Raw genomic sequence first — 26,672 nt, 5'->3', positions numbered from 1 at the left:
CCGCGCGACCAGCCGCAACGGACCCGCGGTCGCCACCGACCGCACCCCTACGGCGAAGAGGCGTCGCTCAGCACGCCTTCTTCGTGGAACCGGGCGCAGGCTGCGGCTTTGCCAGCGCGGCCAGCGCCTTGTCGGCCGTCGCCTTCGCCGTGAGGGCCTTGAACCCGGTCCCGATGATCAGGTCCACGTCCTTGCCCTTGCGGCTGTCCGCCCGCGTCTCCGCCCCCGTGAGCTGCGTGCCCAGCACCGGCAAGGACGTGCTCATCGCGGACGTCGGGCCCAGCAGTATCCCGGCGCCCTTGACCTTCTTGTCGAACTCCGCGGTCGCGTTTCCCACGTCGCCGATCTTGAAGCCGCGCTTCTTCAGCTCGTCGGCGGTCTCCTTGGCGAGCCCGGCGCGGGGCGTGGCGTTGAAGACGTTGACGGTGATCTGCGCGGGCTCGGGATAGGCCCGGGATGTGTTGGCGGTCGCGGACGCCGACGGGGACGCCTTCGTCGCGCAGTCCGCCTTCGGACCCGCCGCGGACGCCTTCTCGTCGTTGCCGGTGAAGATCCCGATGAGCTGCAGCGTGCCCCAGCCGACCAGGCCGAGCACGGCGACGGATGCGACCAGCGCGACCACGAGCCTGCCGCGCCGCCTGGGGCGGCGCATGCGCGGGTATGTGGCCCCCGTGATCCGGTACTTGCCGCCCATGCCCGGGGGAGTCAGCATGCTCATGGGCGCAGCGTAGTGCGCCGGGGCGGCGATGCCTACTAAATGATCATTGGATACCGGACAGGAGAACCCGAAAGGGCCAACCCTTTACAGTCCGGTCACTCAATCCAGTTCGAGCACACGAGCGTGCAGCACCTGGCGCTGCTGAAGCGCCGCCCGCACCGCGCGGTGGAGGCCGTCCTCCAGGTACAGGTCGCCCTGCCACTTCACGACGTGCGCGAAGAGGTCGCCGTAGAACGTCGAGTCCTCGGCGAGCAGGGTTTCCAGATCGAGCTGGCCCTTGGTCGTCACCAACTGATCGAGGCGGACCGGGCGCGGCGCGACATCCGCCCACTGCCGGGTGCTTTCCCGGCCGTGGTCGGGGTACGGCCGGCCGTTTCCGATGCGCTTGAAGATCACACGGAAAGCCTACCGGTCAAGACCTTCCGGGCGCAGCCATGGCGACGGAGTGCGAGGCTGGAAAAGATGTCGTATATCGGGGCAGACCAGACAGGTGCCTGAGATGAGTGACAGCGAAACCATGCCGCCGGCCGCCGCACCCGAGGCGCCGGGCAGTGCGCCCGCGCTTCCGGAGGAGGCCCTGGAGATCGCCTCCGGGTACGCCTTCGCCGGGCCCGCCCTCGATCTCGGCGCCCTGCTGTGGGACGGGGTGTGTCTGCCGGACGCACAGGTCAGGATTCCGCTGCCGATGCTCAACCGGCACGGACTGGTCGCGGGCGCCACCGGCACCGGCAAGACCAAGACGCTCCAGCTGATCGCCGAGCAGCTCTCGGCGCAGGGCGTGCCGGTGTTCCTCGCCGACATCAAGGGCGACGTGTCCGGAATCTCGGCGCCGGGGGAGCCCGGTGACAAGGTCCGGGAGCGCGCCCGGGACGTCCATCAGCAGTGGACGGCGACCGGCTTCCCGGCGGAGTTCTACGCCCTCGGCGGCATCGGCCACGGCATCCCGGTCAGGGCGACGGTCACCGACTTCGGCCCGCTCCTGCTCGCCAAGGTGCTCCAGCTCAACCAGACCCAGGAGCAGTCCCTCGGCCTGATCTTCCACTACGCCGACACCAAGGGGCTCGAACTCGTCGACCTCAAGGACCTCAGGGCCGTCGTCACCTTCCTGACCTCGGACGAGGGCAAGCCCGAGCTGAAGAACATCGGCGGCCTCTCCACCGCCACGGCCGGGGTGATCCTGCGTTCCCTCACCGCCTTCGAGGCACAGGGAATGGCCGATTTCTTCGGGGAGCCGGAGTTCGACACCGCCGATCTGATGCGCATCGCGCAGGACGGTCGGGGCATCGTCTCCGTCCTCGAACTGCCTGCGGTGCAGGACAAGCCGCAGCTGTTCTCGACGTTCCTGATGTGGCTGCTGGCGGATCTCTTCCACGACCTGCCGGAGGTCGGCGACGCCGACAAGCCCAAGCTCGTCTTCTTCTTCGACGAGGCGCATCTGCTCTTCCACGACGCCTCGAAGGCGTTCCTCGACTCCATCACGCAGACCGTCCGGCTGATTCGCTCGAAAGGGGTCGGCGTCTTCTTCGTGACGCAGACCCCGAAGGACGTGCCCGCCGATGTCCTGGCCCAGCTCGGCAACCGGGTGCAGCACGCGCTCCGGGCGTTCACCCCGGACGACCAGAAGGCGCTCAAGGCGACGGTGAGGACGTTCCCCGACTCCGCGTACGACCTGGAGGAACTGCTCACCGGGCTCGGGACGGGCGAGGCCGTGGTGACGGTGCTCAGCGAGAAGGGGGCACCGACACCGGTCGCCGCGACCCGGCTGCGGGCGCCCGAGTCGCTGATGGGGCCCGTCGAGACCGCCGCCCTCGACGCGGCGGTCGCGGCCTCGCCGCTCCACGGACGTTACGCACAGGCTGTGGACAGAGAATCGGCGTACGAGAAGCTGAACGCGTCCCGCGGTGCGAAGGGGCCGGACGAGCTGACGGCACCGCCCGAGCAGCCCGAGCCCGAGCGGCAGCCCTCTGTCGTCGAACAGGTCGTCGGCAGCGGCATGTTCAAGTCCCTCGCGCGCTCCCTCGGCACCCAGATCGGCCGCGAGATCACCCGCTCGGTCTTCGGTACGGCACGGCGGAGGCGGTGACCCGGGAAGGCCCGCCTCCGCCTCCGGATCAGCCGCGCTGCACGTCCTTCGCCGGCGGCTTCTGTTCCTGGGGAACCGGTGGCTTGGGGGCGCTGCGGGCGGCTTCCGCGCGCAGCAGGGCGCGCAGGACCGCGTAGGGGTCGACGGACATGGTGATTCGGTGCTCCTCGCGTCGTCGGTGAACAGGCCTGTGTCGCAAGGGCCTGTCAGCAGCGCAGGACCACCGAGCGCAGCGGGCGCAGGGAGGACGGCGGGTGCGTCGGCGCCGACGCCGGCCGCGGCTCCGGGAGGCGCGGAGCCGCGGCGGGCCGCGGTGCGGGACGCAGGGGTACGGCGGGGCCGTGGGCGGAACGGGCCGGTGGCCGCAGGGCCGTGTCGAGGACGTCGTACTCGGCGATCTCCGCGGAGACGACCGGTGTGACGGCGGTGGCGGCGGGCGCCCCGGCGGGCGCGCCCGGCACGAGCAGCGCGAGCAGCAGGACGAAGGCGCGGAGCCAGGTTCTGGTGCTGCTCATGACTGCTGGTCTGCCCCGGGGAGTACGCGGTGCATCGCGTCGTCCGTCAGATCCGCCCGCACGGGTGACTCACACCTCGCGCGGCACTTGCCGGGCCCGCCCGCGCATCCGGACCGCCGTGACGATCTCGACGATGCCCACGGCGACCAGCCAGATCCCGCCGACCACGGTGAGGACGGCGACCGACTCGAAGGGGGAGTCGATGAGGACGATCCCGGCGACGAAGGTGAGGATGCCGAGGAAGACCTGCCAGCCGCGGGCGGGCATCGACGGGTCGGAGGCGGCGGCCAGGGTCTGGGTGATGCCGCGGATCAGCCAGCCGATGCCGATCCACAGGGCGAGCAGCAGGATCGACTGCATGGGGCCGCGGAAGCAGAACAGGCCCAGCAGGATCGACAGGGCGCCGCTGATGAAGGCGAGCACGCGCAGCCCGGTCGTCCTGTGGGTGCCGAAGGCGGAGACCAGTTGGAAGACGCCGCTGATGACGAGGTAGACGCCGAAGAGGATGCCGGTGGCCAGGAGCGTGGAGCCCGGCCAGACCAGGACGAGGATGCCCAGGACGAGGGAGGCGAGGCCGGTGACCAGGACCACCTGCCAGGCCGCTTTGGACAGCGCGTGGAGGGGGCCCTCGAATGGGGGTTCCGGCTCGGCGTCCTGCCGCTGGGCGTGGACCTTGCGGTCGTCGTACTCCGGGCTCCAGGGGGAGCCGCTCGGTGCCTCGGTCATGCTCCATGCTTGGACCGCGGACGGCCCTCGCGCGAGGCGGGCTGGGCCGTACGGCTTACCGGCCCGCGGACTTGGCGGCCTTGGCCGCCTTCGCCGCCGCCTTCATCTCCTGCTTGTGCGCGCGCACCTTGGTCAGGGACTCGGGGCCGGTGATGTCGGCGACGGACCGGAAGGACCCGGCCTCGCCGTACCCGCCCGCGGCCGCCCGCCAGCCCCTGGGGGCGACGCCCAGCTGCTTGCCGAGCAGCGCCAGGAAGATCTGCGCCTTCTGCTTGCCGAAGCCGGGCAGCTCCTCCAGGCGGCGGAGCAGTTCCCGCCCGTCCGCCACGCCCTTCCAGACGAGTTCGGCGTTCCCGTCGTAGTGCTCGACGAGGTACTGGCACAGCTGCTGGATGCGCTTGGCCATGGAGCCCGGGTAGCGGTGGACGGCCGGCTTCTCGGAGAGCAGTGCCGCGAAGGCCTCCGGGTCCTGGGCGGCGATCTCGTGGGCGTCGAGGTCGTCGGCACCGAGCCGGTCGGCGATCGTGCGCGGCCCCTTGAACGCCCACTCCATCGGGACCTGCTGGTCCAGCAGCATCCCGACGAGCGCGGCGAGCGGGGAGCGCCCGAGGAGCTCGTCGGCCTCGGGGTCCTGGGCGAGGTGAAGAGTGACGTCCATGACCCCGATCATGCCCCCGGGTGGGTCAGAGCTCCACGTGAGGACTGGCGAGCGCGGCGCCGAAGTAGCCCTTCACGTCGAGGACGGTGATGCCGGCGCTCTTGCCGCACACGTTGACCGAGCCGCTCAGGACGGGTCCGGAGGCCGAGCCGCGGGCCACCCAGACACAGCCGTCGCTGTTCTCGGTCGGCGCCCCGACGACCGTCTCGGCCTTGCCGTCCTTGTTGAGGTCGGCGAGGTGCACGGCGGCACCGAACTGGTCGCCGGTCTCGACCGCGCCGGGTACGCCGGCGGTGTCCTGGGTGTAGCCGGCGGCCTGGGCGGTGGTCAGGCCGGTGGCGGAGCCGCGCAGCAGCACGGCGGTGCCGGCCAGCTTGCGGCTGCCGACGGCCTCGCCCGGGGAGCCGACGACGACATCGGCGTACTTGTCGCCGTTGACGTCGCCGAGCGAGAGCGACTGGCCGAACTGGTCGCCGTTCTCCGCGGCGCCGGGGACGCCGGCCGTGTCCTGGTGGTAGACCTTCGGCTTCTGGTCGGCGGTGATGCCCTGCGCGCTGCCGTAGAGGACCTGGATCTCGCCGCCGGGGCGGGCCCAGCCGTCCGGGCCGCCGCTCATGGAGTCGTCGTACGAGATGCCGGTGACGAGGTCGCCGTAGCCGTCGCCGTTGATGTCGCCGATCTGGCCGGCGTGTCCGTCGGCGTAGGGGAGTTCCGTGGGCCGTACCGCGTCCGGCATCGCGTTGGGGCCGGTGTGGCCGCGGTAGGCGTAGACCGAGCCGCGCAGGTCGTCGTCGGAGGGGCCCGGCAGCCAGAACTGCTCGGCCAGGCCGTCGCCGTCGACGTCGCCCATGACCACGCCCCGGGCTCCGGGGAGGAAGCCGTCCGCGACCTTCGCCGCCGCCTGCCCGGTGCGGGTGAAGGGGCCGGTGTAGGTGGCGGCCTCGCAGTTCGACCCGGCGCTCACCTCGGGGGCCCCGTCGCCGTTCATGTCCCCGGTGTCCAGGGACAGCCCGAAGCGGCAGTACGTCCGGCCCTCCCCGTACCCGGCGGGCGGGGAGATGCTCGCGCCGCCCTTGAGGCCGGTCGGGCCGCCCCACACGACGGTCACCGAACCCCGCAGCTCCGCGCTGCCGACGGTCTCGTCGGGGGCGCCGACGACGAGGTCCGCGTAGCCGTCCCGGTCCAGGTCGGCGCTGGTCACGGAGGTGCCGAAGCGGTCGTACGCCTCGGGGGTCCCGGGGATGCCGGACGTCGCCTGGGTGATGACCGTCCGCCGGGTGGCGCTGACCGACGCGCCGGAACCGCCGTACAGCACGACCACGGAACCGGCCGCCTCCACACCGCCGTTGGCCGCGTAGGGGGCTCCGACGGCGAGATCGCGGTAGCCGTCGCCGTTGAAGTCGTCCTGCACGGCTGCCGTGTTGGCGCCCTTGTAGGGCGTGGCGGCGGACGCGGTCACGGGGGTCAGGGTGACGGCGGCGGACGCGGCGAGCACGGCGGCGGCGGTGGCTGCTCTGCGCAACGGTTCTCCTCGGCTGGGCGGGGGCACGGGACGGAAGCCCGCCTCACATGACCCGCGAGCAGCACGAACGGTTGTACGTCACGGCCGCCAGTAACCCAGCGCGTGCACGCGGTCCTTCGGCACGCCCAGGTCCTTGCGGACGTACGCCGACAGCGTGCGGGTGGTCCTGGTGTCGCAGGCGATCCAGACGTACGCGTCCGGGTGGGCCCCGAGGAGGCCGGGCAGGTCCCTCCGCACCTCGTCGACGAGACGGGAGGACGCCCGTACGTCGTGGCGGGACGGGTCCGTGCGGAAGGGGAGGCCGTCGGTGGCGCCCTCGAACCAGATCGTCGCCGGAGAGGAGTCCAGGGCGTCGAGGAGGGAGTTGACGGCGGGCAGGGACGCCGGGTCGCCGATCGCGAAGACATGGGTCGGGGCCGGGTCGGGGTGGGTGAAGCCGGTGCCGTGGACCGTGGCCTCGATGGTGTCGCCGGGCCTCGCCGCGCGGGCCCAGTCGCTGGCCACGCCCTCGTGCAGCGCGAACTCCAGGCTGAAGGTGCCCGCCGCCGGGTCGGGGTCGACCAGGGTGTACGCCCGCTGGTGCGGCTTGCCCGCGTCCGAGAACCACAGGCGCACCCACATGGTCGGGTGGACGCCGGTCGCGGCGAGCAGGCCGCCGTCGGTCAGGTGCAGGCGCCGGTAGTGCGGGGTGATGTCCTCGGCGCCGGTGACGGTGAGGACGTAGTCCTTCGCGCGCAGCAGTCTGAGGACCGCGCCCTCCCAGCCGTGCCCCTGCCCCATCGCCTCTTCACCCTTCGCGTACGATTCCCTCGAATACTTAGGTGAGCCTAACCTAAAGCACGGGAGAGCTGCAGAGTGAGTGCCGAGATCTACCGAGACGCGTGGGGCATCCCGCATCTGCGCGCCGACAGCGTGCGCGCACTCGCCCGTGCCCAGGGTCTGGTCACCGCCCGCGACCGGGCCTGGCAACTGGAGGTCGAACGCCACCGCGCCCGCGGCACCTCGGCCGCCGTCCTCGGCGTCGACGCCCTGCCCTGGGACCGCTTCGTCCGCCGCGCCCGCGTCGACGACACCGCCCGCCGCTGCTTCGCCGACCTGGAGCGACGGGACCCGGAGACGGCCGACTGGGTACGGGCGTACGTCGACGGCGTCAACGAGGGCCTCACCGGCGCGGAACTGCCCCTCGGCACCCCCGGCCGCTGGGAGCCCTGGACCCCGCTCGGCATCTGGCTCGCCACCCACCTCCTCTTCGCGGGCTTCCCCGCCAAACTCTGGCGCACCGAGGCGGTGCGGCATCTCGGCGAGGAGGCCGTCGGGCTCTTCGCCACCGACGGCCCCGGCACTTCCGGCAGCAACGGCTGGCTGGTCAGCGGCGAACGGACCGCGACCGGCCGGGCCGTCCTCGCCGGCGACCCGCACCGCTTCATCGAGGACCCCGGCGTCTACCAGCAGATCCACCTGTCCTGCCCGGAGTTCGACGTCGTCGGACTCGCCGTCCCCGGCGTCCCCGGCATCGCCCACTTCGGCCACACCGGCACGGTCGCCTGGGCCATCACCAACGCCATGGCCGACTACCAGGACCTGTACCGCGAGAAGCTGCGGCGGACCGGCGCCGGTGTCGAGGCCCTCGGTCCGGACGGCACCTGGACACGGGCCGCCCGGCACACCGAGACCATCGAGGTCGCCGGCGAGGAGCCGGTGGAGGCCGAGGTCATCGAGACCGCGCGCGGCCCGGTGATCGCCGGCGGGCCCGAGGGCCTCGACGACGGCACCCCGCTCGCCCTCAGCCTGCGCACCCCGCCCCGCGTCACCTCCGACCTCGGCTTCTCCGCCCTGCTGCCGCTGCTGCGGGCCCGCCGGGTCGCCGACGTGGACCGGGCCCTCGACCACTGGGCCGAGCCGGTCAACGTCGTGCAGGCCGCCGACACCGAGGGCGGGCTGCTGCACCGGGTCGCGGGCCGGGTGCCGGTACGGTCCGCCGCCAACCGCACCCGGGTGGTGGCCGCCTGGGAGGCCGGGCACGAGTGGACCGGCTGGCACGACATGCCCCGCGCGGGCCTCACCGACGGGGTCGCCGTGATGGCCAACCAGCGCGGCCCGGCCGCCCCGCTCGGCGTCGAGTTCGCCCCGCCGCACCGCGCCGACCGCATCACCGCACTGCTCGCGGAGCGGCAGAAGTGGACGGCCGCCGGCATGCCCGCGATCCACATGGACACCCATCTCGCCTCGGCCGGACCCCTGCTGGACCACCTGGCGGCCCTGACGGACCTGAGCCCGGCGGCGACTGGGCTGAAGGAGACCCTCCTGGCCTGGAACCGCCGCATGGACGCCGGCAGTTCGGCCGCCGCCCTCTACTCGGCGGTGCGCGGCGCGCTCGTACGACGTCTCGCCGCGCACCCCGCGTTCGCCGCGCTCACCACCCCGCCCGCCTACCCGGAGGTCCTCCTGCCCTGGCTCGGGCTCGTCCCCCGCATCGGCTTCGCGCTCGAACACCTGCTGCGGGCCGATGAGTTGTACGGCGTCGACCGACCGGCGGAGGTGCGCGCGGCCGTCGAGGAGGTGGCCCAGGGGAGCCCCGGCAAGACCTGGGGCGAGACACACCGGCTGTTCCCCTGGCGGGCGCTGCCGGACCCGACGCACGGGCTGTCCGGCGAACCCGGGCTCTCCGGCGACCACGACTGCGTGCTGTGCACCTCGGCCGTCCCCGGGCTGACCGACCTGGCCGCGCGCGGGCCCGCCGCCCGCTACGTGTGGGACCTGGCCCGGCGCGAGGACAGCCGCTGGGTGGTGCCGTTCGGCGCCTCCGGGGTGCCCGGCGCACCCCACCACCGTGACCAACTGCCCCTGTGGCTCGGCGGCGACCTGGTCCCGGTCGTCACCGACTTCGAACGACTCAGCAAGGAGAGCGATGTCTGACCGCCCGGTGTACCAGCAGGACGTCGACGGATTCGGCACCGTCCGCATCCGCGCACTCGACGCGAAGGCCGACGCCGGTGTGGTGCACGGCTGGGTCAGCGCGGAGCGCGCCGCCTTCTGGGGCATGAACGGCCTCACCCGGGACCAAGTGGCCGACATCTACGCCCACATGGACACCCTCGACACCCATCACGCCTACCTCCTGGAGAAGGACGGCGAACCGGTCGGCCTGCTCCAGACCTACGAGCCCGAGGCCGACCGGGTCGGCGAGTGCTACGCCGTCGAGCCCGGCGACATCGGCGTCCACCTCCTCCTCGCGCCCGCCGACCCCACCGCCGCCCCGCTTCCCGGCTGGTCGTCGGCGCTGCTGGGGGCCGTGGCCTCGTACGTCCTGATCGACCTGGACCGGCGGCGGGTGGTGGTCGACCCCGACGTGCGCAACGAGAAGGCGATCGCCCGCTTCCTGCGGCAGGGGTTCGCGGCGGGGGACCGGGTCGTGCTGCCGGAGATCGACCTCCCGGACGTCTACCTGCCCGAGAAACACGCCCAACTGGCCTTCCTGCGCCGGGAGGTAGCCTTCCCCGGGTGACCCCGGATGACCTCGTCGCCCACTACGGCCTGGAACCCATACCGCGCGAAGGGGGCCTGTTCCGCCGCACCTGGGCGGGCCCCGACCGCGCCGACGGCAGCCCGGCGGGCACCGCCATCGTCGCCCTGCTCACCGCCGACGACCATTCGGCCCTGCACCGCCTGCCCGCCGACGAGATCTGGCACTTCTACCTCGGCGACCCCCTGGAACTCCTCCTGCTCGCCCCCGACGGCACGACCCGCACGGCGATCCTCGGACCGGACGTCCTCGCCGGACAGTCGGTGCAGCTGACCGTGCCCGCGGGCACCTGGATGGGCGGGCGCAGCCTCGGCGCCTGGACCTTCTTCGGGTGCACGATGGCGCCCGGCTTCACCTACGAGGGTTATGAGCACGGGGACGCGGCGGAGCTGATGGCGCGCTATCCCGCCGCGGCCGAGCGGATCGCGGGACTGTGTCGGCCATGAGACTCCTCGAAGGACAGGTCGCCCTGGTCACCGGCGCGGGCGGCGGCATCGGAGGCGGGATCGCGCTGCGCTTCGCCGCACTGGGCGCGGCGGCGGTCGCGGTCCATTGCCGTACGTCGGTGGCGGCGGCGGAGGACGTGGCGGCGCGGGTACGGGAGGCGGGGGCGCGGGCCGTCGTGCTGCGGGCCGAGCTGCGCGACGAGGACGCGTGCCACCGGCTGGTGCGGGAGGCCGTCGAGTGGGGCGGCGGCCGGTTGGACACGCTGGTCAACAACGCCGGAGTGCAGCCGGTGCAGGCGCTGGCCGGGATGACGGCGGAGGACTGGCGGGCGGTCGTCGACGCCAACCTGACGAGCGTGTTCGCCTGCACGCAGGCGGCTGCCCAGCTGATGACCGGCGGCGGATCGGTGACCCACATCGCGTCGATCGAGGCCGGCCACCCCGCCGCCGGGCACGCCCACTACTCCGCCGCCAAGGCCGCCGTCGTCCTGCACGCCCGGTCCGCCGCCCTGGAGTACGGCCCGCTCGGCATCCGCGTCAACAGCGTCTCGCCCGGCCTGATCGACCGGGAGGGGCTGGCCGCGGCCTGGCCGGAAGGGGTGCGCAGATGGCAGGAGGCGGCCCCGCTGGGCCGGCTGGGGCGCCCCGAGGACATCGGCGACGCCTGCGCGTTCCTCGCCTCGCCGCTCGCCTCCTGGATCAGCGGGCAGGACCTGGTCGTCGACGGCGGGGTGTCGGCCCGGCCCACGTGGTGAGCGTTCCGGCGCCCGCGTACGTACCTGTACCGGAGCGGCGAGACGGAGTGCTGACGTGGAGCGTGGGCGTGGCGGTGACCGGGGACGGCGGCGGTTTCAAGGGCTGGTGCTGCTGGGCACCGTGCTGGTCCTGCTCCTCTTCGGCGGCACGGGACCCGCGTCGGCCCACGCCGCCCTCCGCGCCGTCGACCCCGAGGACGGAAGCGTCCTCAAGTCCGCCCCCCGCCACCTCACCCTGACCTTCACCGAGTCCGTCGGCCTGCTCGACGACTCCTTCCGCGTCCTGGACCCGGACAACCGGCGGGTCCGCACGGGCGAGGCCGAGCACGTGCCGGGCCGGTCCGACACGGCCCGCGTGACGCTGCCCGCCCAGGGGCTCGGCGAGGGCACCTTCACCGTCGCCTGGCGGGTGGTCTCCGCGGACAGCCATCCGGTGTCGGGCGCATTCACGTTCTCCGTGGGCAAGCCCTCGGCCACGACGGCGTCCGTGGACCCGGGCCCGGTCGAGGACCCGGCCACGGCCGCGCTCTACGACATCGCCCGCTACCTCGCCCATCTCGCCGCCGCCCTCCTCATCGGCACGGCGGTGTTCCTGGCCGCCTGCCGGCCGGCGGCCACCGGCGACCTGCCCCGGCTGCTGTGGGCGGGCTGGTGGACGCTGGCCGCGGCGAGCACCGCGCAGCTGCTGCTCAGGGCGTCGTACGAGACGGGCACGGCCCCGGCCCTCGACGGTCTCGACCGCACGCTGACGACCCGTCCCGGCCTGGTACTGCTGGCGCGGCTCGGGCTGCTCGCGCTCACGGGGCTGTACCTGCGGTGGGTGCGCAAGGCGTGGAGCGCCAGGGGCACCCGGGTCGCCGGCGGTGCCCTCGCCGTCGCCCTCGCCCTCACCTGGGCCGCGGGCGAGCACGCCTCCGCCGGTCTCCAGGTGCCGGTCGCGATGGCCTCCTCCGTGCTGCACGTGCTGGCCATGGCGACCTGGCTGGGCGGCCTCACCGCCCTGGTCACCACGCTGTACCGGGCGCCGGTCGTCGAGGCCGCCACGGTCGCCCGCTTCTCCCGCCTCGCCTTCGCCTGTGTGACCGTCCTGGTGGTGACCGGCGTCTACCAGTCCTGGCGCGGGCTCGGCTCCTGGGCGGCGCTGACCGGGACGTCGTACGGCCGCCTCCTGCTCTTCAAGCTCACGGCGGTGATCGTGCTGCTCGGGGCGGCCGGGCTGTCGCGGCAGTGGACGGCACGGCTGGTGACGGCGGGCGCCGAAAACGCCGCACGGGAACCTGAGCGGGTGCCGGTGCCGGTGCCGGTGGGCGGGCCGCCGTCGCCGCCGGCCGCGGAGCGGGCCGGGGCCGCCGACGACGGCGGGTACCGGCGGGGGCTGCGGCGGTCCGTCGCCGTCGAGATCACCGTGGGGGTCGTCGTGCTGGTCCTCACGACCGTGCTGACCGGCACACTGCCCGGGCGGGCCGCGGAGGCGGCGGCCGAAACGGCCCCGGCCGGCGGCCTGCCGGTCGCCTCGGTCACGAACGTGCCCTTCGACCTGGGCGCCGCCGGGCGCGGGACCGTGCAGATCACCCTCGACCCGGGCCGGGTCGGCCGGAACTCGGTGCAGGCGATCGTCTACGGCGCCGACGGCGGCTTCGCGACCGTCCCCGAGCTGCGGCTGACCTTCACGCTCGCGTCCCAGGACATCGGCCCCCTGGACGCCCGGCTCACCGACCGGGGCGGCTACTGGGGCACCAGCGACTTCGACCTGCCCATCGCCGGGACCTGGACGATGCGCACGACGGTGCGGATCTCCGAGACCGACCAGGTCAGCGAGACGGACTCGATCGAGATCCGGTGAAGCCGCCGCCCCCCACTGCCGTTTCCCGTCGCCGCCGGGCGATGAGTCCGCCTCCCCTCGCCGGTCATCCCTCCGACACCTGTTGCCGACCGTCCTGAGAGGACGTGACCACGTGACCGGACCCGGGAAGGGCCCCGCCGGCTGCTTCGCCTCCGTCGAGAAGAAGTACGGCCGCCCGATCGCCGAGTGGATCGACCTCATCCGCAGTTCCCCCTGACCCGGCACATGCAGCTCGTCACCCGGCTCAGACGAACGCGCTGGTGGCGCACACCCTGGCCGAGGGCAGGTGACGGGGGCCGCCGACCGCGGTGGCAGGATCGGCGGACATGGGAACAGAACCGCACGATCGCCCCGTAGCCCTGGTGACCGGCTCCACGTCCGGCATCGGTGAGGCCGTCGCACGACGGCTGGCCGCCGACGGCATGCGGGTCGTCGTGCACTCGCGCCGCAGCGCCGACGCCGGCGAGACCTTGGCCGCGGAGCTCGGCGGGACCTACGTACAGGCGGACCTGGAGTCCGAGGACGAGACCCGGGCCCTGGTCGGGGCCGCCCTCGACCGCCACGGCCGCCTCGACGTGCTGGTGAACAACGCCGGCATCAGCTGGCCCATCCCGCACGCCGACCTGGCCGCGGCGACCCCGGCGGACTGGCGCCGGCTGCTGGAGGTCAACCTCATCGCCCCCTGGGTGCTGTGCACGGAGGCGCTCCCGGCGCTCCGCGAGGCGCCCGGAGGCGGCAGCGTGGTGAACATCACCAGCCACGCCGGTGTGCGCCCCAAGGGCTCGTCCGTCCCGTACGCGGCGAGCAAGGCCGCCCTCAACCACGTCACCCGCCTGCTCGCCGCCGCCCTCGGCCCGGACGTCCGCGTCAACGCCGTGGCACCGGGACTGGTGGACACCCCGATGACGAAGGACTGGACGCAGGCCCATGAACTCTGGCGGGAACGCGCCCCCATGCACCGCCCCGCCCGACCCGCCGACGTGGCCGACCTGGTGGCCTCCCTCATCGCCAGCAGCTATCTCACCGGCGAGGTCGTCGTGCTGGACGGTGGCCTGAATCTGACGTGAGCGAGCGGCGGCCGAACCAGTTTCCCGGTACGGCCCTCTGAACTGTGGGGGGTCTTTGAACTTACGATGATCGGCGGCCCACCACTCGCCCACGTCCACCCGACACGAGAACACCCGCCCGACACGAAGACGGCCACCCCATTGAAACCTGGAGAGCCGCGGGACCATCCGCTCCCGCGAATACGACGAAGATCCACGTTCGCCGCGTGGCGTCGCCCGCAGACGATCCTGTGGTGCGCGGCCGGTGCGGTGACCCTCGGATTCCTCATCGCGCTGGAGGTCACCGCGCGCCACTACGGCCTGCCGGGACCCCTGACGACCCAGGTGAAAGAACTGGTGTTCCCGCCCAAGTCGGGCTTCCTGCTGTACGGCAGCATGGCGCTGATGATGGTGGTGCTCACCCGGCGGGAGCGCTTCCTCGCGGCCGGTGCGGCCCTGGGCATCGACGCCGTCCTGCTGCTGGTCCGCTGGGCCACCGGCACGGGGCTGCACGGCGGCCACCCGTTCGGGAACGGCGCGCTGTGGGTGGTCCTGGCCTGCGGGGTGATCGCGCTCACGCGCCGCACCGGGGCCGAGCGCGTCCTGCTGCTGAAGGGCGTGGGCCTGGCCCTCCTCCTCGTGGCGGGCCGCAAGACCGGCGACACCTGGCTGCTCATCACCGCGAAGGCGCGGCCCACGGTCCTCGACCCGTACCTGGCGGTCGCGGACCACGCGCTGGGCGACCCGTCGTGGCTGGCCGGCCGCATGCTCAAGGCCACCGGCCCGCTCGGCGCCCACGCCCTCGACCTCGTCTACGGCCAGCTCGCCGTGGCCGCGGTCCTGGTCTCCCTCTACGGCCTGCGCAACGTGGCGGCCGAGCGCCGTTTCCCCCGCCACCACCTGGTGCGCACCTTCCTGGTCATCGGCCTGCTCGGCCCCGGCATCTACATGCTCTTCCCGGTGGTCGGCCCGATCTTCGCCTACGGCACCGGCGTGGAGCACTGGCAGCCGGACGGCCTGTGGACCCACACACCGGACACGAGACAGTGGATGGTCGGCGACTACTGGCCGCACACCCCACCACCGCTGACCGCCCCGCACCCCGTCCCGTTCGACGAGCTCACCCCGCGCAACTGCATGCCGAGCCTGCACACCGCCTGGGCCACCGCGATCTTCATCCACTCCCGCCGGGGCCCGCGCGTCCTGCGCTGGGCGGGCACGTTCTGGCTGATCGCCACCCTCGCCGCGACCCTCGGCTTCGGCTGGCACTACGGCACCGATCTCGTCGCCGGTGTGGTCTTCACCCTCACGATCGAGGCGGCCCTGCGCGCCCAGGCGTACGGCTGGGACCACTCCGCGACCCGCCTGGTCGTCCACGGCACGACGGTCTTCACGGCGCTCCTGCTGTCGTACCGCTATCTGCCGACGCAGATGGCCCACCACGCGTGGCTGGCCGGACCGCTGCTGCTCCTGGCGATGGGATCGGTGATCTACGGCTACCTGCGGACCACCCGGGCGTGGGAGCGGACCGTCGCCCTTCCCGCGCAGCGGGAGCCCGAGCCGGCACCGGCCCCCGTGACCTGAGGCCGACGGCGGCGGGGGACGGCCGGGCTCCCGCCGCTTCACCCTCCCGCGCTCACTCCTTGGCGGTCGCCACCGTCACCGCCCGGACCCGCAGCGCCACGCGTCCGGGCAGGGCGGTCGCGACGAGCGCCAGGAGCCCGGCCACGGCGATCACCGTGGCGTACACCAGCGGTGTGACGGCGGGGGCGGCGCGGCCCGTCATCCCGATGCTGAACGAGGTCAGGACGGCCAGGGCGACACCGCTGCCGAGAGCGGCGGCGAGGAAGAGCACGGACAGGGCCTCGGTGCGCAGCATGCGCAGCACCTGACGCCGGGTGGCCCCCGCGAGCCGCAGCAGCGCGAACTCCCGGACGCGCTCGGACACCGACATGGCGAGCGTGTTGACCACGGCGATGGCGGTGAAGGCCAGCACCAGCCCCATGGCGAGGAGGTTGACCTCGGCGTTGGTCTGCTGGACCCGCGCCTGGAGCGAGTCGGCGGCACCCGGGGAGAGCACCTCCACCCCCGGGAACTCACGCAGCGTGCTGGCGAGTTCCCGCTGTGTGCGGTCCGTGCTGACCAGGACGGAGGACGAGAGCGGGTTGTCGACGTGGCGGGCGAGCAGGTCGTGCGCGAAGGTGAGGTCCCCGAAGCCCAGGCCCCTGCGGTAGACGGCGGTGACGGTGAGCGTGGCGGGCGTGCCGTCGCCGAGCGTCAGCTTCAGAGGGCTTCCCGGCTTCAGGTGGAGCTGGTCCGCGGCCAGTTCGCTCACGGCGACCGTGCGCTCGCCGAGCCCGCGCAGCGATCCGGCGGTGACGTCCGGGTCCCAGGTGCGGGTGAGGCCGACCGGGGTGACGCCCTGGGCCGGGTACTTGTCGAGGCCCACCCGGACGGTCGTCCGGACCACTTCGGTCACGGCGGTGCCGGGCGTCCGCAGCTGCCGTGCCGCCTCGGACGGGACACCGGGCCCGCGGGAGGCGACCACCCAGTCCGCGCGGACGCCCTCCCTGGTCTGGGTGCGGGCCGCGTCGCCGAGGGTGGGCTGCACGAACAGCACCGTGCAGGTCATGCCGATGAGCAGCGTGAGGGGGGTGACGACGGAGGCCATGCGGGCGGCGTTGCCGCGCAGATTGGCGGTGGCGAGCCTGCCGCTGTGGCCGGTCAGCCTGAGCGGCCCGGCGAGCAGGAAGGCGGCGGCCTTCACCAGGAGCGGTCCGAGCAGCGCGACGGAGGTGGACAGGACGACCACGGCGAGGAAGGTCACCGGCGTCGACGCCGGTTCGGTGCGCAGGACGCTGAGCAGGGCCACGAGGGCGGCGCCGCCGGCGAGCAGCAGCAGACCGGCGAGGAGACGGCCCCAGGCGGGCCGGGTGCGCTCGGCCCGGGCTTCGGCGAGTGCCTCGGCCGGCCGGATGCGGGCGACCCGACGCGAGGCGATCCGCGCGGCGGCCCAGGCGCCGAACAGGGTCGCGGCGACGGCTGCGAGCGGCGGGACGACGCCGACGGTGTGCTCCAGCGTGTCGGGCACGGCCCCCAGGGCGACGAACCTGCTGTACAGCCAGCCACCCAGCGGAAGACCCAGCAGTGCCCCCACCGCCCCGGCGCCCGCTCCGACGACCAGGGCCTCCCGCCCGAGCAGCCTGCGGATCTGTCCGGAGGTCGCGGCGACGGCGCGCAGCAGGGCGAGTTCGCGGTGGCGCTGCTGGACGGAGAGCGCGAAGGTCCCCACCACCACGAGGACCGCCACGAGCAGCGAGGTGCCGCCCATCGCGCCGCCCATGCTGATCAGCTTGGTGCGCGCCGCGGCGGCGTCCAGGAACTCCACCGGCCCGCGGTCGTCCCCGGAGCTGACCTGCGCATGGGTGCCGCGCAGCGCCTCGGACACGGCATCCCGCAGCCGCCCCGGATCGGTCCCCGGCTCAGGGACCACCCCGAACGCGGTGACCTGCCCGGGCCGGTCGGCGAGACGACGCGCCTCGGCGGCGGAGAAGAACAGGGACGTCTGGTGCCGCACGTCGGTCGCGGGCGCGGCGACACCGGAGACGCGGTAGGTGCGAGGAGCCTTGGTCGACTGGACGGTCAGCCGGTCCCCGGGTTCGAGCCGGGCCCGCTCGGCGAGCCGGCGGTCGACCACGACATCGGTGGCGGCCGTGGGGGCGGTACCCGCGGTGAGCCGGTACGGCGTCAGCGCGGCGGACTCCCAGGCGTGCCCGTAGGCGGTGCGGCCACCGGTGCCGCCCGGCGTCAGCGGTTCGGCGGGGAAGGTGAGTTCCGGTACGACCCGGGCGACCCCGGGGACATCGGCCAGGGTGCGTCCGACACCGGCCGCCAGCCAGGCCCGCTCGGCGACGGGTTTCGCCTTGTGCTTGACCTTGGTCTTGCCCTTCTTGTGTTTGACGGTCGTCTGGTGGACGTTCTGGTCGGCGGAGACCACGACCGGGGCGGCGCCGTAGCGCTCGGTCCGGATGGTGCCGCGCAACCCCGTCTCCAGAAGCGTCCCGCACGCGGTGATCAGTGCGGCCGCGCACAGCAGGGCGACGAAGGCGCCGAGGAAGCCCGTCTTGCGCGCACGGACGGTTCTCAGGGCGTAGCGCAACATCATGAGGGATCGGCCTCTCTTGTGTGGTGTGCGGAGCCGTGCGCCCGACCGGCGTCGGGGTCGGGGTGGTCGTCGCCCGTCGGCGCCGGGGCGGGGAAGGCGAGGAACCGGGTGAGCAGCGTGCGCGCGCCGGGCGGGGTCTCGGACGCGGGCCGCTTGTAGCGGTTGAGGAGGGCGATGTACTCCTCGAAGAACTGGCCGAGTTCGTCCGGTGTGAGCCGGACGGTGCCGCGCGAGTAGGGGAACGCGTCCGCCCACGGCCCGTCGTCCGCGTCCCGCTGGAGCCGCTCGAAGAGTTCCAGGTCGGCGGCGTACGCATGGTGATTCAGCTCGTCCATGACCAGCCGCATCTCGGGGTTCTGCCGACTGCGCGGCGGGAAGCGGAGATCGCCGGGAACGGCCCGCCACCACCGCTCCCGATGCCCGCCCGCCGTGCCGTCGGCCGGCCCGTCCGCCTCCTCGACGAACCCGTACCTGGCCAGCTCCCGCAGGTGGTAACTGGTCGCCCCGGTGTTCAGCCCGAGGGCCCGGGCGAGCGTCGCCGAGGTGGCCGGGCCGTGCAGGGTCAGGTGCTGGAGCACCCGCTGTCGCCGGGGGTGAGCGAGCGCCTTGAGCGCGGCGAGGTCGCCGAGTTCCACGGGTGCCACGGAGGCATGTCCCGCCTCCGGGGCTTCCTTTGCGTCGGGTTCCTGGGGCATGCCCACACAGTCGCCTGTGCACAACCACCTGTGCACTCCGGCGGCCCGGCGTCCTCAAAGGGGGGTTGTCCCTACCCCCGCGCCTCCCTCATGGCCCGCGCCTTCTCCATGGCCCTCGCACGCCGAAGGGCCGGGCCGCTTTCGCGGGCCGGCCCTTCGGTTCGTTTCCGGGCTGTCGTCGGCGGGTCCGGTTCTCACCCGCGGCAACCGCCCCGCCTGCTCCTAGGCGGCCTTGGACCGCGCCGCACGCGGGGCCGGGGCGGGTTCCTGTGCCTCGGACCAGGAGAGCTCGTCCTCTCCGAAGTCCGGGGCCTGGAAGGGATCGGTGGACGGAGGCGGCGAAGCCGCGGCGGAACGGCGGGGCTGCGCGTCCGGAGCGGAGAACAGCGAAGTCGCTTCGATGGGAGGGATGCCTTTCGTTACAGGTCCCCGCAGGGGCCTGGCGTGCCGTGACCGGGCACAGCGGCTCTACAGTTTGGTCATCTTGGAGTACGGGCTCAGGATCCGCATCTGCGCCGAGCCGAAATCCACGAGCGCCGCGATGCCGTCCTCGATGCCGATGACCCGGCCGAGTCCGTACACGTCGTGGGTCACCTGGTCGCCCATGGCGAAGTGCTTCGGAGCCGGTGCGACCGGGGCTTTGAAGGGGCTTGTGGGCAGATGACGCTTCGGTGCCGCAGGCTTTGTCATGGCTCAGTATGCGCCTTCCGCCGCGCCCTCGGCTGTGGCCATCGGCACAGCCGAGGACCGGGACCCGACGCCACAACGCCGAAGGACCCGGTGAGGCACTGGCGGAGGACACGAAATCCCGACTCGTGAGGGGTTGCCCCCGACTGCTGTACGGAGGCGAAGTCGTGGCGCGGTGCAGGAGGGTGCGGCCCTGCAACTGGGCCGTCGCGGCGACGACGGGATCCACCGCTCCCGCACTGCGATGCCTTCCCTGTTCGGTGAGGGCTTCCTGGACCTGCCAGGCTCGGTCGTCGACGGGGATCCAGCCGAGGATCAACCGCATGTCCTCGATGCCGCGCGCTCTGTCGGAGGCCGACCGGGCGCTGCAGAAGAACTCGAGCTCGGTGATCGGGCAGGTGGCGATGAGCCCGGCGGCTGCCGCCTGGTCCCAGCCGTACTGTCCGGCGTCCTCGCGCATGAGCCGAGCGAGCGCGCTGGTGTCGATCAGGAACGGGGCACCTCGCGAAGAGCGGTGTCGACGGTCTCCGTCTTGGTGCTCGTACCCAGGGCTCTCGCCACGTCCGCTACGCATCCGCAGGAACCGTCTCCGCCCCAAGTGCGCATGCGCGCCCCGGAGGCGAGCCGAGACGGAAACTGAGACGGACAACGTCGAAGGGCCCCACCGCGAACGGTGGGGCCCTTCGACAACGTGCCCGGTGAGGCACTGGCGGAGGATACGAGATTCGAACTCGTGAGGGGTTGCCCCCAACACGCTTTCCAAGCGTGCGCCCTAGGCCTCTAGGCGAATCCTCCGCCGCAAACAATACAAGACGTTGAGGAGTGCTCGCGAACTCGTTCCCACCCCCGGCCATCGGGTACTGTTTGGGCAGCCCCTCACGCGGCGCTATCTGACTGAACTCCCCCAGGGCCGGAAGGCAGCAAGGGTAGGTCGGCTCTGGCGGGTGCGTGGGGGGCGCTTGCGTTTCCGGGAGCGGTTCGCGCGGGCCCCGTGCGTGGGGCTGGTTGTCAGTGGGCGCCTATAACCTCGTATGCGTGTCGTCTCTCGCGCTGTACCGCCGCTATCGCCCGGAGTCGTTCGCCGAGGTCATCGGGCAGGAGCATGTCACCGACCCGTTGCAGCAGGCGCTGCGGAACAACCGGGTCAATCACGCGTACCTGTTCAGCGGTCCGCGCGGGTGCGGCAAGACGACGAGCGCACGCATCCTGGCCCGCTGCCTCAACTGTGAGCAAGGTCCCACCCCGACCCCGTGCGGCGAGTGCCAGTCCTGCCGGGATCTCGCGCGCAACGGCCCCGGCTCCATCGACGTCATCGAGATCGACGCCGCGTCCCACGGAGGCGTGGACGACGCCCGTGAGCTGCGCGAGAAGGCCTTCTTCGGCCCCGCGAGCAGCCGGTACAAGATCTACATCATCGACGAGGCCCACATGGTCACGTCGGCGGGCTTCAACGCGCTGCTGAAGGTCGTCGAGGAGCCCCCGGAGCACCTCAAGTTCATCTTCGCCACCACCGAGCCCGAGAAGGTCATCGGGACCATCCGGTCCCGTACCCACCACTACCCCTTCCGGCTGGTGCCCCCGGGCACCCTGCGGGACTACCTCGGCGAGGTGTGCGGGCGCGAGAACATCCCCGTCGAGGAGGGCGTGCTCCCGCTCGTCGTCCGCGCCGGCCAGGGGTCCGTGCGTGACTCCATGTCCGTCATGGACCAGCTCCTCGCCGGCGCCCGGGAGGAGGGTGTGACCTACGCCATGGCCACCTCCCTCCTCGGCTACACGGACGGCTCGCTCCTCGACTCGGTCGTCGAGGCCTTCGCCACCGGCGACGGCGCCGCCGCCTTCGAGGTCGTGGACCGGGTCATCGAGGGGGGCAACGACCCGCGCCGTTTCGTCGCGGACCTGCTGGAGCGCCTGCGTGACCTCGTGATCCTCGCCGCCGTCCCGGACGCCACCGAGACGGGGCTCATCGACGCCCCCGCCGACGTCCTGGAACGCATGCAGGCCCAGGCCGGCACCTTCGGCCCCGCCGAGCTCAGCCGCGCCGCCGACCTCGTCAACGCGGGCCTCACCGAGATGCGGGGCGCCACCTCCCCCCGTCTCCAGCTGGAGCTGATCTGCGCGCGCGTGCTGCTGCCCGCCGCCTATGGCGACGAGCGCTCGGTGATGGCGCGCCTCGACCGGCTGGAGCGAGGCGTCAACTTCTCCGGAGGCAACCTCTCCGGGGGCAGCCTCTCCGGAGGCGGGGGTGCCCCTGCCATGGGCTACGTCCCCGGCCCCGACGCCCACGCGGGCGCTCCCGCGCCCATGGCTGCCGCTCCGATCCCGCCCGGTGGCGGCGCGGCGGCGGCGCGGGCGGCGGTACGAGGCGGAGGCGCGGGGCCCGCGGGAGCGGGCGGGAACCTCGCGGGCCAGCCCTCGCAGGGCCAGCCCGCGCCACACGGGCAGCCCATGCCGCAGGGTCAGCCCATGCCGCAGGGTGAGTCGGTTCCGCCGGTGCAGTCGGCCCCGCCGGGGCAGGGGATGCCCGTGGCGTCCTCGTCGGCCCCTCCTGTCCCGCCCGTCGCGGACACCGCCCCGTCCGCGCCCGCACCTGCCGCCCCCGCCGCACCTGGCGCCCCCGCCCCCGGCGCATGGCCCACAGCCACCCCCGCCGGCGGCGGCCGACGCCCCGGTGGCTGGCCCACGGCCACCCCGGCGGGCGGCGGCCAGCCCCCGGCCACGCCGAGCGCCCCCGCCGCGCCCCAGCCCGCCGCCCCGGCGCCCGCCCCGCAGTCCGCACCCCCCGCAGCCGCGGGGGCCTACACGCCCCCGGCCGGTGGCCTCGACCCCCGCATGCTCTGGCCGAACATCCTGGAGGCCGTCAAGAACCGCCGCCGCTTCACCTGGATCCTGCTCAGCCAGAACGCCCAGGTGGCCGGCTTCGACGGCACCACCCTCCAGCTCGGCTTCGTCAACGCCGGCGCCCGGGACAACTTCGTGAGCAGCGGCAGCGAGGACGTTCTGAAGCAGGCGCTGGGCGAGCAGTTCGGCGTCCAGTGGAAGATCGAGGCGATCGTCGACGCGTCGGGCGGCTCGGCCCCCGCGCCGACCGGCGGCACGCAGAACTTCAACGGCGGCTACGGCGGTGGCGGCGCCCCCGGCTCCTACGGCGCCCCCACGGCCCCCGCCCAGCGCCCCCAGGCCCCCCAGCCCACGCCCACGGCCCCCGCCCCCACCTCGGCCGCACCCGCTCCGGCGACGTCCGCGCCCACCCCGGCACCCCGGCCCGCCGCCCCGGAGCCGCCCCCGGTCGCCCCCGAGGACGACATCCCGGAGGACGACGATCCCGACCTCAACGAATCGGCGCTGTCCGGCCGCGAACTGATCGTGCGGGAGCTGGGTGCGACGGTGATGGAGGAGTTCACGAACGAATAGGGGCCCGCGCAGGTCTCTCCCGGCCCCGCATCCAACCCTCGACGCAGGCCCGCGAACCAGGGATGCCGGCCCGTGAGCCGGGGCTGCGGCGGGGACGAAGCCGCGCGTTTCAGAGGAACGTACAGGCCGCCCGCCCCCACCCCCTCGGCAACCCGCACAAAGCCGCCCCCTCCACGCCGGTTACCCTGAACCCCGTGAAGGTCCTCGTCATCGGCAGCGGCGCCCGCGAACACGCCCTGTGCCGCTCCCTGTCCCTCGACCCCGACGTCACCGCGCTGCACTGCGCCCCCGGCAACGCCGGCATCGCCGAGGTCGCCGAGCTGCACCAGGTCGACGCCCTGGACGGCAAGGCCGTCGCCGCGCTGGCCGCTGAGCTCGGCGCCGAACTGGTCGTCGTAGGCCCGGAGGCGCCGCTCGTCGCCGGTGTCGCCGATGCCGTGCGCGAGCTGGGCATCCCGGTCTTCGGCCCGTCCAAGGAGGCCGCGCAGCTCGAGGGCTCCAAGGCCTTCGCCAAGGACGTGATGGCCGGCGCCGGAGTGCCCACCGCCCGCTCCTACGTCTGCACGACGCCGGAGGAGGTCGCGGAGGCGCTCGACGCCTTCGGCGCCCCGTACGTCGTCAAGGACGACGGCCTCGCCGCCGGCAAGGGCGTGGTCGTGACCTCCGACCTGGAGGCGGCCCGGGCGCACGCCGGCGCCTGCGACCGGGTCGTCATCGAGGAGTTCCTGGACGGCCCCGAGGTCTCCCTCTTCGCCGTCACCGACGGCGTGACCGTCGTGCCGCTCCAGCCCGCCCAGGACTTCAAGCGCGCGCTCGACGGCGACGAGGGCCCCAACACCGGTGGCATGGGCGCGTACTCCCCGCTGCCGTGGGCGGACCCCAAGCTGGTGGAAGAGGTTCTCGACACCGTCCTCCAGCCGACCGTCGACGAGCTGCGCCGCCGCGGCACCCCCTTCTCCGGGCTCCTCTACGCCGGGCTCGCGATCACCAGCCGCGGTGTCCGTGTCATCGAGTTCAACGCCCGCTTCGGCGACCCCGAGACCCAGGTGGTCCTGGCCCGACTGAAGACCCCGCTGGCCGGTCTGCTGCTGGCCGCCGCGAAGGGCGACCTCGCCGACCTGCCGCCGCTGCGCTGGAGCGAGGACGCCGCGGTCACCGTGGTCGTCGCCTCGCACAACTACCCCGGCACCCCGCGCACCGGTGACCCGATCACCGGCCTCGACGCGGTGGCCGCCGAGGACGCCCCGCACGCCTACGTCCTGCACGCGGGCACCCGGCAGGACGGCGACGCCGTGGTCAGCGCGGGTGGCCGCGTCCTGTCCGTCACCGCGACCGGCAAGGACCTCCACGAAGCCCGCGACCGCGCGTACACGGCGGTCGGCCGCATCCACCTCGACGGCTCCCAGCACCGCACGGACATCGCCGCGAAGGCGGCGGCCGGCGCCTGAACCGCCGTAATCCATCACGGGACCCGATGAACCGGGCAGGCCCCGAATCCGTCTCTGGATTCGGGGCCTGCCCCTTGTGCGTGCATGTGAACGTGACTGAATTGAAGTCAAGATCCAGGGCCTGATCTTCGCTGTCCGTCATCCACCTTTCCCCAAAGCCATTCCATCGAGTGAGCGATGTCTTTTCCGGCTGACGGGGGCCGGGGGCCCAACTAGGGTGCGGCGCAAGCGTTCCGGCACTTGGCCCACCGGCATTGCGATGTCAGTGGCGGGTGCCACAGTGGGGGAGTGAGCAACGCCAGACGAGCCGGGCGCACAGCCGGGCTGACAGCCAGCACACCAGGGAGGGGGTGATTCCGGCCGTGACCGGTACGAGTGTGGAGGTGGGCGCGCAGGCCGCGCGTTCCCGGGCCCTCGCCGTGCTGCGCATCCGCAGCCGCGCGCTGGCCGTCGCACTGCTGCCCGCCGCGGTCGCCGTGGTGCTGTACGCGGGCAACACCACCGGCCATCTCGTGGGCCCCGGCTGGCATGCCGCCCGCTGGGCCGTCACCCCGCTCGCCGCCCTCGTCCTGCTCGCCGCGGCCGGCATCGCCCTGGTCGTAGCGCGTGCCCGCCCCGCGGTGAGTCCGACGGTCCCGATCGCCGAGGAGTCCGCCCCGGACCTGTACCGCATGGTGCGCGACCTGGCCGACCGCCTCGACGTCCCGGCCCCCTCCGCGATAGCGCTCACCCCGGACTGCGACAGCTGGCTGGAGGACCGTACCCATCCGGCCCACGGCCCGCCGCCGCAGCCGGACCGGGACGAGCTGACGGGCGCCCGCGGCGCGCACCGCCGTACGCCGGCGGCCCCCGTCCTCGTCATCGGCTCCCCGTTCCTGTGGTGGATGCGCGTGGGCGAGCTCCGCGCCGTCCTCGCCCCGGTGGTCGCCGGTACGGGACCTTCGGCGCACCCCGACATAGCCGCGGCCCGCCGTTTCGTGCGCGGTCTGGACGCCGCGGTCGCCGTCTCCTCGACGTCCGGCCGCTGCCCGCTGACCCGAGGAGTGTGCGCGGGCGTCGGCTGGGTGGCGCGGCTGCTGCTGCGCAGCTGCCGTGAGCACGCGGCGCAGATGGAGCGCGGGGTGGCCGCCGCGGCCGCCGAGCGCGCCCAGGCGGTGGACTACGGCCTGCGGATCGTCGCGCAGGAGCAGGTGGGCCTGGCGTACGCCGGCTGGGACCGCCTCCTGACCCGCGTCGCGCTGCCCGCCTGGCGGATGGGCCGCTGGCCCTCCCGCCTCGACGCCGGAGTCGTGGCCGCCCTCACCGAGCTCTCCCGCCGCGACCGCCTGGCCGAGGGCTTCGCCTCCCGGCTGGGCGAGCGCCCGGCCTGCGACCTCCTGGAGGAGCCCGGCGCGATCGACGAGGCGGCCTCCCTCCTCGCCGCCCGTCTCTTCCACGGCGGTCCTGCCGAGCCCGGCCCGGACTGGGCCCCGGTCGACTGGCAGGAGTACCCGGAGGAGGTCGTCGACCGGAAGTGGCGCCTGGACGCGGCCCGCCTCCACCGCGTACTGGACGCCCAGGGCGTGCACCGCGCCGCGGGCCCCACCCTGCCCGAAGCGGACGGCCCGACCCTGGCCAGGGTCCTGGACCACCTGGCCACCCCGCCGACGCGCGAGACCGCGGGCAGCCCCGACACCCCCGCAGCCCCCAAGGCCGACGCGGACGCCGGCGCCCCCATCGACCACAGCGACGAGACCGGCGTCGGCATCGACACCGAGACCGGCTTCGACACCGGCACCGACACCGGCACCGGCATCGGCACCGATACCGGCATCGACATCGACATCGACGCCGACGCCGACGCTGACGCCGACATCGACACCGAGACCGGCAACGAACGCACCGCCACCCTCGCCGCAGCCCTCACCACCGAACTCGCCCGCGAGGAAGCCGCAGCCCCGGCGTCCCAGGCCCCCGACACCCCGCCCTGGGACGACACCACCCTCCCCCTCTTCCCGCTCCAACCCCCACGCACCGCCCGCGAGCTCCTCACCGACCACGTCACGGCGATGGTCTGCTGCGCCGCCATGGACACGGCCGGCGCCACCCCCGGTCTCGACTGGCTCGACGGCCCGACCCTCCTCATCGATGGTGAACGGGCCCCGGATCTCGCTCCCGGAGTCCTCAGCCTGATCGAGGACGGCGACCCCACACCCCTGCGCCACTGGCTGGCCCAGGCAGGCATACGCCCCGAGAAGCCGCTCCGTCTCGTCTGAGCCCGCGTCGAACGCCAGGTCACGACGGCCGTATCGGAAGCCCCAGTTCCACTTTCGGCCAATTCACAACGAATAGTGACAGCCTGCGTGCGTAATGTGATGTGCTGGGACCGATCGCGCACATGGCAAGGGCTTGCGACATAGGACAAGCACGTCACAGGCGCACACGCGCACGC

The 26,672-nt window shown here is 73.4% G+C and carries 23 protein-coding genes, 1 tRNA gene, 1 other RNA gene and 1 pseudogene; 13 read left to right on the top strand and 13 right to left on the bottom strand.

Translation table 11 applies throughout. The features are described 5' to 3' along the window. Positions 1-67: 67 nt before the first annotated feature. Together DI272_RS22160 and DI272_RS22155 are read right to left on the bottom strand one after the other, a co-directional pair. A complete protein-coding gene (locus DI272_RS22160; protein WP_258314628.1) occupies positions 68-718 on the bottom strand; it encodes a LytR C-terminal domain-containing protein in 651 nt (216 codons plus the stop codon). Positions 719-817: 99 nt separating this feature from the next. Then, a complete protein-coding gene (locus DI272_RS22155; RefSeq protein ID WP_003999914.1) occupies positions 818-1,114 on the bottom strand; it encodes a type II toxin-antitoxin system VapB family antitoxin in 297 nt (98 codons plus the stop codon). Positions 1,115-1,217: 103 nt separating this feature from the next. Between DI272_RS22155 and DI272_RS22150 the strand changes: the two genes are divergently transcribed. Continuing rightward, positions 1,218-2,801 carry a helicase HerA-like domain-containing protein gene (locus tag DI272_RS22150; RefSeq protein WP_109497036.1) on the top strand — a complete coding sequence of 528 codons (1,584 nt, stop codon included), beginning with the start codon at positions 1,218-1,220 and terminating at the stop codon, positions 2,799-2,801. 28 nt (positions 2,802-2,829) lie between these two features. Here the strand turns inward: DI272_RS22150 and DI272_RS45445 are convergent, their stop codons facing one another. The 6 genes from DI272_RS45445 to DI272_RS22125 all read right to left on the bottom strand — a co-directional run bounded on the left by DI272_RS45445 (position 2,830) and on the right by DI272_RS22125 (position 7,002). Beyond that, on the bottom strand, positions 2,830-2,952 hold the full coding sequence (locus DI272_RS45445) for a hypothetical protein (protein ID WP_258314627.1): 123 nt from the start codon (positions 2,950-2,952) through the stop codon (positions 2,830-2,832). 55 nt (positions 2,953-3,007) lie between these two features. Continuing rightward, complete coding sequence (locus tag DI272_RS22145; protein WP_109497035.1) at positions 3,008-3,316, bottom strand: hypothetical protein; 309 nt, start codon at positions 3,314-3,316, stop codon at positions 3,008-3,010. 69 nt (positions 3,317-3,385) lie between these two features. Then, positions 3,386-4,042 (bottom strand): HdeD family acid-resistance protein, encoded by a 657-nt coding sequence (locus DI272_RS22140; protein WP_109497034.1) that lies wholly within the window; start codon positions 4,040-4,042, stop codon positions 3,386-3,388. Between the two features lie 55 nt (positions 4,043-4,097). Further along, complete coding sequence (locus DI272_RS22135; protein ID WP_109500974.1) at positions 4,098-4,700, bottom strand: HhH-GPD-type base excision DNA repair protein; 603 nt, start codon at positions 4,698-4,700, stop codon at positions 4,098-4,100. Between the two features lie 25 nt (positions 4,701-4,725). Next, on the bottom strand, positions 4,726-6,222 hold the full coding sequence (locus DI272_RS22130) for an FG-GAP-like repeat-containing protein (protein WP_109497033.1): 1,497 nt from the start codon (positions 6,220-6,222) through the stop codon (positions 4,726-4,728). Positions 6,223-6,300: 78 nt separating this feature from the next. Further along, positions 6,301-7,002, bottom strand: a complete 702-nt coding sequence (locus DI272_RS22125) for a siderophore-interacting protein (protein ID WP_109497032.1) — start codon at positions 7,000-7,002, stop codon at positions 6,301-6,303. A 75-nt stretch (positions 7,003-7,077) separates the two neighbouring features. Between DI272_RS22125 and DI272_RS22120 the strand changes: the two genes are divergently transcribed. The 8 genes from DI272_RS22120 (at position 7,078) to DI272_RS22085 (ending at position 15,419) form a co-directional block, all read left to right on the top strand. Next, positions 7,078-9,138, top strand: coding sequence for a penicillin acylase family protein (locus DI272_RS22120; protein ID WP_109497031.1), 2,061 nt, complete (start codon positions 7,078-7,080; stop codon positions 9,136-9,138). Then, positions 9,131-9,727, top strand: coding sequence for a GNAT family N-acetyltransferase (locus DI272_RS22115; RefSeq protein ID WP_109497030.1), 597 nt, complete (start codon positions 9,131-9,133; stop codon positions 9,725-9,727). The genes DI272_RS22120 and DI272_RS22115 overlap by 8 nt, the downstream gene beginning before the upstream one ends. Next, positions 9,724-10,191, top strand: a complete 468-nt coding sequence (locus tag DI272_RS22110) for a cupin domain-containing protein (RefSeq protein ID WP_109497029.1) — start codon at positions 9,724-9,726, stop codon at positions 10,189-10,191. The genes DI272_RS22115 and DI272_RS22110 overlap by 4 nt, the downstream gene beginning before the upstream one ends. Beyond that, complete coding sequence (locus DI272_RS22105) at positions 10,188-10,946, top strand: SDR family NAD(P)-dependent oxidoreductase (RefSeq protein WP_109497028.1); 759 nt, start codon at positions 10,188-10,190, stop codon at positions 10,944-10,946. Before DI272_RS22110 ends, DI272_RS22105 begins: the two co-directional genes overlap by 4 nt. 106 nt (positions 10,947-11,052) lie before the next feature. Further along, positions 11,053-12,789, top strand: coding sequence for a copper resistance CopC/CopD family protein (locus DI272_RS22100; protein ID WP_109497027.1), 1,737 nt, complete (start codon positions 11,053-11,055; stop codon positions 12,787-12,789). A 112-nt stretch (positions 12,790-12,901) separates the two neighbouring features. Further along, the gene (locus DI272_RS46015) at positions 12,902-13,006 is read left to right on the top strand and encodes a DUF4287 domain-containing protein (protein WP_309221665.1); all 105 of its coding nucleotides are present in this window, start codon (positions 12,902-12,904) and stop codon (positions 13,004-13,006) included. Positions 13,007-13,115: 109 nt separating this feature from the next. Continuing rightward, positions 13,116-13,856, top strand: a complete 741-nt coding sequence (locus DI272_RS22090) for an SDR family NAD(P)-dependent oxidoreductase (protein ID WP_109497026.1) — start codon at positions 13,116-13,118, stop codon at positions 13,854-13,856. Positions 13,857-14,081: 225 nt separating this feature from the next. After that, positions 14,082-15,419 carry a phosphatase PAP2 family protein gene (locus DI272_RS22085; protein WP_109500973.1) on the top strand — a complete coding sequence of 446 codons (1,338 nt, stop codon included), beginning with the start codon at positions 14,082-14,084 and terminating at the stop codon, positions 15,417-15,419. 52 nt (positions 15,420-15,471) lie between these two features. Here the strand turns inward: DI272_RS22085 and DI272_RS22080 are convergent, their stop codons facing one another. The 5 genes and pseudogenes from DI272_RS22080 to DI272_RS22055 form a co-directional block, all read right to left on the bottom strand. Next, the gene (locus DI272_RS22080) at positions 15,472-18,000 is read right to left on the bottom strand and encodes an ABC transporter permease (protein ID WP_109497025.1); all 2,529 of its coding nucleotides are present in this window, start codon (positions 17,998-18,000) and stop codon (positions 15,472-15,474) included. Then, positions 17,997-18,695 carry a helix-turn-helix transcriptional regulator gene (locus DI272_RS22075; RefSeq protein WP_109497024.1) on the bottom strand — a complete coding sequence of 233 codons (699 nt, stop codon included), beginning with the start codon at positions 18,693-18,695 and terminating at the stop codon, positions 17,997-17,999. The genes DI272_RS22080 and DI272_RS22075 overlap by 4 nt, the downstream gene beginning before the upstream one ends. A gap of 468 nt (positions 18,696-19,163) precedes the next feature. Then, positions 19,164-19,385: a hypothetical protein gene (locus tag DI272_RS22065; protein ID WP_109497023.1), complete on the bottom strand. Its 222-nt coding sequence runs from the start codon at positions 19,383-19,385 to the stop codon at positions 19,164-19,166. A gap of 169 nt (positions 19,386-19,554) precedes the next feature. Then, positions 19,555-19,842 (bottom strand): annotated as a pseudogene (locus tag DI272_RS45440) (VapC toxin family PIN domain ribonuclease); the annotation flags it as partial. A 247-nt stretch (positions 19,843-20,089) separates the two neighbouring features. Beyond that, positions 20,090-20,177, bottom strand: a tRNA-Ser gene (locus DI272_RS22055). 72 nt (positions 20,178-20,249) lie between these two features. Here DI272_RS22055 and ffs point away from each other — a divergent pair. From ffs to DI272_RS22035, 4 genes are all read left to right on the top strand, one after another. Next, positions 20,250-20,348, top strand: an RNA gene (gene ffs / locus DI272_RS22050) — signal recognition particle sRNA small type. 69 nt (positions 20,349-20,417) lie between these two features. Beyond that, the gene (locus tag DI272_RS22045; protein WP_109497022.1) at positions 20,418-22,793 is read left to right on the top strand and encodes a DNA polymerase III subunit gamma and tau; all 2,376 of its coding nucleotides are present in this window, start codon (positions 20,418-20,420) and stop codon (positions 22,791-22,793) included. A 194-nt stretch (positions 22,794-22,987) separates the two neighbouring features. Beyond that, positions 22,988-24,241 (top strand): phosphoribosylamine--glycine ligase, encoded by a 1,254-nt coding sequence (gene purD / locus DI272_RS22040; protein WP_109497021.1) that lies wholly within the window; start codon positions 22,988-22,990, stop codon positions 24,239-24,241. 362 nt (positions 24,242-24,603) lie between these two features. Beyond that, positions 24,604-26,496, top strand: coding sequence for a hypothetical protein (locus tag DI272_RS22035; RefSeq protein WP_109500971.1), 1,893 nt, complete (start codon positions 24,604-24,606; stop codon positions 26,494-26,496). Positions 26,497-26,672: the final 176 nt, after the last annotated feature.

It is taken from the genome of Streptomyces sp. Act143, assembly GCF_003143935.1.
GTDB lineage: Bacteria > Actinomycetota > Actinomycetes > Streptomycetales > Streptomycetaceae > Streptomyces.
Note: the sequence above shows the minus strand (reverse complement) of the source record. Positions and strands in the feature narration are given on the sequence as shown.